Consider the following 7,238-nt stretch of genomic DNA (forward strand, 5'->3'; position numbering starts at 1 on the left):
GGAAATGCATTTCAACTGTGGGAGCGAGCCTGCTCGCGAAGGCGCCCTGACAAGCGCCGAAAATCTCAATGCTTGTTCGCAATCTCCTCCAGATGATCCTCGATCTCCTGCGGCTTGAGCACCAGCACATCGCTTTCCACCGCATCGAGCACCACTTCCGCCGTATTGCCGATCAACGTTCCGGACAACCCGCTACGCGCCACGGTGCCGATCACCGTCACTGCCGCCTGCAGTTTGTGCACCATGAACGGAATCAATACGTCCGCCGGGCCTTCTGAAATGTGCAGATGCTCATCGTCGATGTCGAATTCCGCCTGGAACGCCTTGCACTGTTCGCGATAGCGCGCCTCGATGGTTTCGCTCAGTTGCAGCGTGGCGTCCGCCGACGACAACATGGGTGAGGGGTGGGCGCTGATCACGTGCAGATGGGCCTTGGCCAGGCTGGCGATGTCATAGCCGTAATCGATGATGGTGTTGTGCAGGTGGCGGTGTTCCGGGTCCACGTTGCCAACGTCGACGGCCGCCAGGATCACCTTGTCCTTCCAGGAACCCGCGGTTTTCACCAGCAGGACCGGCGTCGGGCAGTGACGCAGCAGTTTCCAGTCTGCCGGGGTCAGCAGGGCCTTTTTCAGCGCGCTGTCGGGGAAATGCTGCTTGACCACCAGGCCGCAGCCCTCCGCCTGCTGCACATCGACGATGGTTTCATGCAAGCTCTGATTCCAGGCCTGCTCGGTGGTGACGCTGTAACCGTCCTCCAATAGCGCGGCCTTGAGCACGCTCAACATGGCGCTGTGATCATGCTTGGGGTCGCACACCAGCAGGTGCAGGTGCGCCTGGGTCACGCCGGCAATCAGTTTGGCCCGTTTGAGCGCCAGGCTTTCCGAGTGTTCGGGTTCGATGACCACCAGAATGCTGCGTATGGCTTGCATGATCGGGATCTCCTGAAAATGAAAAAGCATGGCGTTGCACAACTATAGTTGCTGCCCTGACGCCCGGGTGTTGATACATATCAACGGTCGGCGACTGGTGGTCTGCCGGCAGGCCGGTATAATCGGCGCCCTTCGTTTTGAACCTATTATCCCGTGGGCCCCATGATCCTTCCCGAAATTCACGAGTTCCTTGGTTGTCGCACCCCCGACGGCTGGGTCCAGGCCGCGCTGGCCGATCAGGAAACCCTGCTGATCGACCACAAGAATTGCGAATTCAAGGCCGCCAGCACCGCGCTGAGCCTGATAGCTAAATATCACTCCCATGTCGACCTGATCAACATGATGTCGCGGCTGGCCCGGGAAGAGCTGGTACACCACGAGCAAGTCATGCGCCTGATGAAAAAGCGCAAGATCGAACTGCGCCAGCTGTCCGCCGGGCGTTACGCCTCGGGTCTGCGCAAGGTGGTGCGCAGCCACGAACCGGTAAAACTGGTGGATACCCTGGTGGTCGGTGCGTTCATCGAAGCCCGCAGTTGCGAGCGTTTCGAGGCGCTGGTGCCGCATCTGGACGAAGAACTGGGCAAGTTCTACTTTGGCTTGCTGAAAAGCGAAGCGCGACACTTCCAGGGTTATCTGAAACTGGCTTACCAGTATGGGGAGGCCAAGGACATTGCTCAGGTCATCGACAAGGTTCGCGCTGCCGAGCAGGCGTTGATTGAGTCGCCGGATGTGGAGTTCCGTTTCCACAGCGGCGTGCCGGCAACGGCCTGATGCACTGAGAATGTAAAAAACTCTTAAAAGCATGAAACATCACTGAAAACCGGCCTTCATGGCCGATTTTCGCTGCTTCTTGTCTCTGTCCCGGCAACGATTGGCGGCATAATGCCAATCCTTCATTAAAGCGTTGGCAGTCGGGCGTCATGGATAACCTGGGTTTTGGCAAAGTATTGTTGGTGGAAGACGACGAGAAGCTTTCCGGGCTGATCGCGCATTTCCTGGCACAACACGGCTTCGAGGTGCAGCAGGTGCATCGCGGCGATCTCGCATTGGCCGCGTTCCTCGATTTCAAGCCGAAAATCGTCGTACTCGACCTGATGTTGCCGGGCCAGAGCGGCCTGCATGTGTGTCGGGAGATCCGCAGCGTGTCCGACACGCCGATCGTCATTCTCACGGCCAAAGAAGACGACCTCGACCACATTCTCGGTCTCGAATCCGGCGCTGACGATTATGTGATCAAACCCATCAAACCTCCGGTGCTGCTGGCCCGCCTGCGCGCCTTGCAGCGCAGGCAAGCTCCGGACAGTGGCGTGTGCAACGCGCTGGAGTTCGGCCATCTGAGCATTGACCGCAGCTGCCGCGAAGTCCGGCTGGCGGGCGAGGGCATCGAACTGACTACCATGGAGTTCGAACTGCTATGGCTGCTGGCCAGTGCCGCCGGCAAGATCCTGTCCCGCGATGACATTCTCAACCGCATGCGCGGCATTGCCTTCGACGGCCTCAACCGCAGCGTGGATGTATACATCAGCAAGCTGCGCGGCAAGTTGAAGGACAATCCCCGCGAACCGGTGTGCATCAAGACCATCTGGGGCAAGGGTTACCTGTTTAATCCGTTTGCGTGGGAGCTGTAGATGCTGCGGTTATTTCTAGGGTTGTACCTGGTGCTGGCGGTGGGATTGGTGCTGGCACTGCAAACGGTCGAACACACGTTCAACGCGCTGCTCGACAACCAGATGCAGGCGTATAACCGAGAAGCGGTGCGCGGGCAGGCCTGGTCGTTGGTCGAACAGTTGCGCGGGCTCGACGGTCCCCGGCGCGAGCAGCAACTGCAACAACTGCGCCCGCATTACGGCCTGGGCCTGAGCCTGGTGCAGTCCGCCGAACTGAATCTCGATGATCAGGAAAAAGCCTTGTTGACTGAAGGAACGCTGGTGATCCGCCAGGATTACACGCAGTTCATTGCTTCGATTGATGGCGGTTCGCAGTTGCTGAGCATCAAGTTGCCGGCCGAGCCGAGCCTGATGCCGTTCTACATGGCCGGCGCGTACGTGATGCTCGCCGGACTGATCGGCATCGTGCTGTTTTTCTGGGTGCGGCCACACTGGCGTGATCTGGAGAAGCTGCGGCTGGCGGCCGAGCGTTTCGGTGACAATGACCTGTCGGCGCGTATCCAGCTGTCAAAGCGCTCGAACATCCGCGATCTGGCCGAACACTTCAATCTGATGGCGGCGCGCATTGAAGGCCTGATCGCCAACCAGCGGGAATTGACCAACGCGGTGTCCCACGAGTTGCGCACACCGATTGCCCGGTTGTCGTTCGAACTCGACCAGCTCAAGCAGCACGCTGATCCGAGCCGCAACCGCGCGTTGATTGCCGACATGTACGCCGACCTCGGCGAGCTGGAAGAAATGGTATCGGAATTGCTGACCTACGCCAGCCTGGAGCGTGGCGCCACGGTCATCACCCGGGAAAACATTCAGGCGCTGAGTTGGCTCGACAGCGTCGTCGGCAGTGTCGCCCTGGAGGCTGAAGCGGCCGGGGTGCAATTGCTGATTATCGAGTGCCAGGTCGATGAGGTTCGCATCGAGCCGCGCTTCATGGCGCGGGCGGTGATCAACCTGCTGCGCAATGCCATCCGTTATGCCCGGGAGCGTGTCGAGGTGTCGCTGGTGCGCAGCGGCGACCACTACGAAGTGCGGGTCAATGACGACGGACCGGGCGTGCCGCTGGACGGTCGCGAGAAAATCTTCGAACCGTTTTCGCGCCTCGATGCCAGCCGCGATCGTCGCACCGGTGGTTTCGGCCTGGGCCTGGCGCTGGTCAGGCGAGTGTCGCAGTCCCACGGCGGGCAAGTGGAAGTGGCGGATTCGCCGTGGGGCGGGGCGTCGTTTCGGATGACCTGGGCGCATCTGGATTAGATTGTGTTGTTTTTGCTGGCCCCTTCGCGAGCAGGGGGGAATACATTCCAAATGTGGGAGCGAGCCTGCTCGCGAAAGGGTCATCAGCATTACCGGATCGTCAAAAGATGTACACCACCCGCCCAGCCAACGAAGCCTGCATCCGCCGCTCGACAATCGGGCTGTGCGCCGCATCGCCCACCAGATACTGCACCGCCAGCATCGTTGAAACACTCCATTGTTCATCAATCGGCAGGGACCAGGTCAGGTCCGCCCCGCGACTGATCAGCCCGCCATGGGTGTCATGGACCTTGAACTGACTGCGTGACGCCTGGGCCGTGCTGACGCCATACCAGGTGCGCACATAGTCGCCATCGCCGAACTGACTGTTGAGGCTGCCCACCACCTTGCCATGCTCGCCGTCATAAAGCGGTGCGCTGATGCTCAGTTTCAAGCGGTTCCACGACGAACCCGTGTCGTGGTCGTCATCGTCTTTCTCCAACGCATGCTCAAACTCCGCGCCGAGTATCAGCGGACCCATGTGATAGCTCCCGTCCAGTCCGAGCACTGGCCGCGACTTGATCGAACCCATGCCGTTGAGCTCGTCCGAGCCTTTGTATCCAGTCTTGCGATCCTTGCGCACATCACTGGCGCCGATGTACACGCTGAGGCCGAAATCATCCTCGTCAAAGGCCCAGCCCAGGCCCCGCTCGCTGTCGAGGAATAGGCCATAAGGACTGACGATCTCACCGCCCACCAGCGGGGCGACCACTCGCTCGTCACTGCCGCTGTAGCGCGGTGCGCTGATGGCACCGGCACGCAGACTGTAGCGCCAGTCTTCAGCATGCAAGGCGGTGAAAGGCAGGAGCAGGCAGCAGGAAGTCAACGACAGACACAGCGGACGGAACATGGGGACACCCGAGGGAAATTTGGATGCCCCCATGCTAGGTGGCTGGCGACGTGCAATCTTTGGCAGCTTTGTCGCAAAACTGTCAAAGACTGTGAAAGGACCTAGCGGCTCAACCCCAGGCGCTCATGCCATTGCGCGATGGATTCTTCGGGGTAGTCATCGAACTGCTTGTCACCAGGCGCGACTTCGGCTTCGACCCAGGGTGCCTTGGAACCGAGCAACAAATGCGTGTGCTCCGGCGGCACCGGCAGCGGTGTGTCGATGGCCGACGCAAACGGGTAGATAAACTCAGGCCATTCGGGGCTGAACAGCCACAAACCCGAACCGCAAACCGAGCAGAAATGCCGTTCGGCACTGCTGCGGTGGGCACGCTTTTCGCCTTCGCCCTTGAGCAGGGCATGGTAAATAGCGAGGTTCTTGCGCCCGCGAACTTTGAGGCTGTTGGCATCACCGGCAATATTGATCGCAAAACCGCCACCGCCCTGGGTCTTGCGGCAGATCGAGCAGTAGCAGCGTTGATAAGGGTAGGGGTGGGCGCTGTGCAGGCTGAACGAGACCGCGCCGCAATGGCAGGAGCCTTCGAGATGCATGGTGGCCTCCGGTGGCTGAAGTGATGCGGTTAGCCTAGAAGATAGGCGGCGAAAGTGCCGACGTCTTCGCGAGCAGGCTCGCTCCCACAGTCGGAACGCAGTCTCCTGTGGGAGCGAGTCGGCTCGCGATCAACCGTCAGGGCAACGCCAGCAGGTCAGCACGAACATCCGAGTAACGGCCACTCATATCCTCATTTCTGCTGCAAAGCCTCAAGGGCAATTGCTCGGCCATAAACGTCACCTCATCAAAGGTTTTTGTGTAATCAGCAATTTTTATCTTGCTGCAGTCGGTATCTGCCATTGGGCCGGAGTAATAAAGTGCACCGAAGTGGGTGGGAACCCGATAGCGCCATTTGACGCTGTAATTCCAGTCGGCGCCCAACCTGATGGTGGGTTCCGGTGGCCGAACCGGCGTTCTTTCCACCAGTTGTGCTGGAGTAATCCAGGCGCTTTTCATTAAGGCTGCAGTCGGTCTTTGTTCGGCGGATTCCACACCAATGACACACAGATAGTGCATGCCGACCTCTCGGCTGACAGGCGTGTCGAGCATTGCGTCCCTGGCATCAAGAGTGCCGCTGTAGTTTCGCGGAGACCTGCAATCCATGGCATCTCTTACCGTCTTGAAGCGGTAGTAGGGAGTACTTAACGAGAACTGTGCATTGAGAACAGGCTCCGGGCTGGTTGCATGTTCTGGCATGGTCACATACTGGGTTGGCCAATATTTCATTTCGGTCAGCTGGAAAGTAGCATCGGGCTTGCAGATGTTCGAGTTTCTGGTGAAAACGCCGTCGCTGAAACAACTCATTAAATAGTCCACTGGAAAAGCATAGTGCGTGTCGGGTGACCACATGACTTTCCCGTTTTTTACTTCACAGGGTGCATTTTCAAAGCACTGCTCGTCCGCCGTTGCACCGTGGGTGCTCGTCGCCAGAACACTGAGGATTTCGCCGCTTTGCCTGTCAAGCACAGGGCTTCCCGAGGAGCCGGGGCGTACGTCACGACAGCTGTTTTTCAATGTGGCGAAATAGACCCGGTCGCCTTCCACCAGTGTGGCCGCCGTAGACCTCTGAGAGCAGGCCGCCAAACGCAAGCCGGATTGTTCCAGTCCTTTGGGGGCGCCAACGATCAGCACATCTGAAGCGTCCTTCGACCATTGAGAGGCGACAGCAATCGGGGTGATGCCTTGCTTGATCAGGGTATCGAGTGCGACGTCCAATTCCATGATTGCCAGGTCAGTCTGGTACAAATTTTTCCAGACGATGTCCTTGATGGCATAGGTTTTATAGCGGGTGGAAGTGTCGGTGAAATAATTGAACTTTACGCTGTGGCTTTCTGTTGGAGCCAGAGGGCGGTTAAACACTCCAGGCGCACAGTGCGCGGCGGTGAGCAAGTAAGCCGGGCCGACGGCCCGGGCGTTTTCGTCGCGAGTGTCCATAAGGCTGGCGGTGCAGCCGGGATCGTCGTTCCGGAATATCTTTCCAATGCCATTCCAGCGCTTGTAATGTTCATCCTGATTTTTAAGTAATACCGCGTCGGATTCATTGGCAAGGCCTTCGCCGAAGTCCGTTGCGAAAATGGATGTGGAGAATATTAACGTGGTTGTCAGTGTGCATAAGGCACTCGGCTTTCTTTGTGTCATAACCAATCCCTGGTTGTTTCAATGAGTTTATTGATGCCTGCAATGAAGTTTTTCATTGTCGGAGAAACAGTAAAACTGCCGGGTGCATATAGCGAGACTTGTAACTGTTTTAAGGTGTTGCGCGAGGAAATAACGTTGTACAGCAAGAATGACAATGGCAAGGCGTTCAACTGGGCGTTGATCAGGGCGTTGAGTCGGTTGAAGTCCGACCTGTGAGCGGGCGTGGGGGATGTGTTGTTTGTGCAGACGCCTTCGCGAGCAGGCTCGCTCCCACAT

Annotated in this window: 8 protein-coding genes; 3 read left to right on the forward strand and 5 right to left on the reverse strand. The window is 58.4% G+C overall.

Annotation, left to right across the window (positions count from 1 at the left end):
* Nucleotides 1-65: 65 nt before the first annotated feature.
* Nucleotides 66-929, reverse strand: a complete 864-nt coding sequence (locus ACW9HW_RS27725; protein WP_095194976.1) for a universal stress protein — start codon at nucleotides 927-929, stop codon at nucleotides 66-68.
* A 162-nt stretch (nucleotides 930-1,091) separates the two neighbouring features.
* Between ACW9HW_RS27725 and miaE the strand changes: the two genes are divergently transcribed.
* From miaE to ACW9HW_RS27740, 3 genes are all read left to right on the forward strand, one after another.
* The gene (gene miaE, locus ACW9HW_RS27730) at nucleotides 1,092-1,700 is read left to right on the forward strand and encodes a tRNA isopentenyl-2-thiomethyl-A-37 hydroxylase MiaE (RefSeq protein ID WP_457402501.1); all 609 of its coding nucleotides are present in this window, start codon (nucleotides 1,092-1,094) and stop codon (nucleotides 1,698-1,700) included.
* Between the two features lie 149 nt (nucleotides 1,701-1,849).
* Nucleotides 1,850-2,557: a winged helix-turn-helix domain-containing protein gene (locus ACW9HW_RS27735; protein ID WP_095194974.1), complete on the forward strand. Its 708-nt coding sequence runs from the start codon at nucleotides 1,850-1,852 to the stop codon at nucleotides 2,555-2,557.
* On the forward strand, nucleotides 2,558-3,844 hold the full coding sequence (locus ACW9HW_RS27740; protein ID WP_457402503.1) for an ATP-binding protein: 1,287 nt from the start codon (nucleotides 2,558-2,560) through the stop codon (nucleotides 3,842-3,844).
* Nucleotides 3,845-3,944: 100 nt separating this feature from the next.
* Here the strand turns inward: ACW9HW_RS27740 and ACW9HW_RS27745 are convergent, their stop codons facing one another.
* The 4 genes from ACW9HW_RS27745 to ACW9HW_RS27760 all read right to left on the reverse strand — a co-directional run.
* A complete protein-coding gene (locus ACW9HW_RS27745) occupies nucleotides 3,945-4,733 on the reverse strand; it encodes a MipA/OmpV family protein (RefSeq protein WP_457402504.1) in 789 nt (262 codons plus the stop codon).
* 101 nt (nucleotides 4,734-4,834) lie between these two features.
* Nucleotides 4,835-5,323 carry a GFA family protein gene (locus tag ACW9HW_RS27750; RefSeq protein WP_457402506.1) on the reverse strand — a complete coding sequence of 163 codons (489 nt, stop codon included), beginning with the start codon at nucleotides 5,321-5,323 and terminating at the stop codon, nucleotides 4,835-4,837.
* A gap of 136 nt (nucleotides 5,324-5,459) precedes the next feature.
* Nucleotides 5,460-6,962 (reverse strand): trypsin-like serine peptidase, encoded by a 1,503-nt coding sequence (locus tag ACW9HW_RS27755; protein WP_457402508.1) that lies wholly within the window; start codon nucleotides 6,960-6,962, stop codon nucleotides 5,460-5,462.
* A partial coding sequence (locus ACW9HW_RS27760; RefSeq protein ID WP_457402510.1) for a hypothetical protein occupies nucleotides 6,959-7,238 on the reverse strand: 280 nt, incomplete at its 5' end. The genes ACW9HW_RS27755 and ACW9HW_RS27760, both read right to left, overlap by 4 nt.

It is taken from the genome of Pseudomonas sp. SDO5532_S415 (assembly GCF_054071155.1).

Excerpts from the sequence above, each read along its gene's own strand:
- ACW9HW_RS27745 (WP_457402504.1), bottom strand. The coding sequence starts at position 4,733 with ATGTTCCGTCCGCTGTGTCTGTCGTTGACTTCCTGCTGCCTGCTCCTG.
- ACW9HW_RS27750 (WP_457402506.1), bottom strand. The coding sequence starts at position 5,323 with ATGCATCTCGAAGGCTCCTGCCATTGCGGCGCGGTCTCGTTCAGCCTG.
- ACW9HW_RS27755 (WP_457402508.1), bottom strand. The coding sequence starts at position 6,962 with ATGACACAAAGAAAGCCGAGTGCCTTATGCACACTGACAACCACGTTA.
- miaE (WP_457402501.1), top strand. The coding sequence starts at position 1,092 with ATGATCCTTCCCGAAATTCACGAGTTCCTTGGTTGTCGCACCCCCGAC.
- ACW9HW_RS27740 (WP_457402503.1), top strand. The coding sequence starts at position 2,558 with ATGCTGCGGTTATTTCTAGGGTTGTACCTGGTGCTGGCGGTGGGATTG.
- ACW9HW_RS27725 (WP_095194976.1), bottom strand. The coding sequence starts at position 929 with ATGCAAGCCATACGCAGCATTCTGGTGGTCATCGAACCCGAACACTCG.
- ACW9HW_RS27735 (WP_095194974.1), top strand. The coding sequence starts at position 1,850 with ATGGATAACCTGGGTTTTGGCAAAGTATTGTTGGTGGAAGACGACGAG.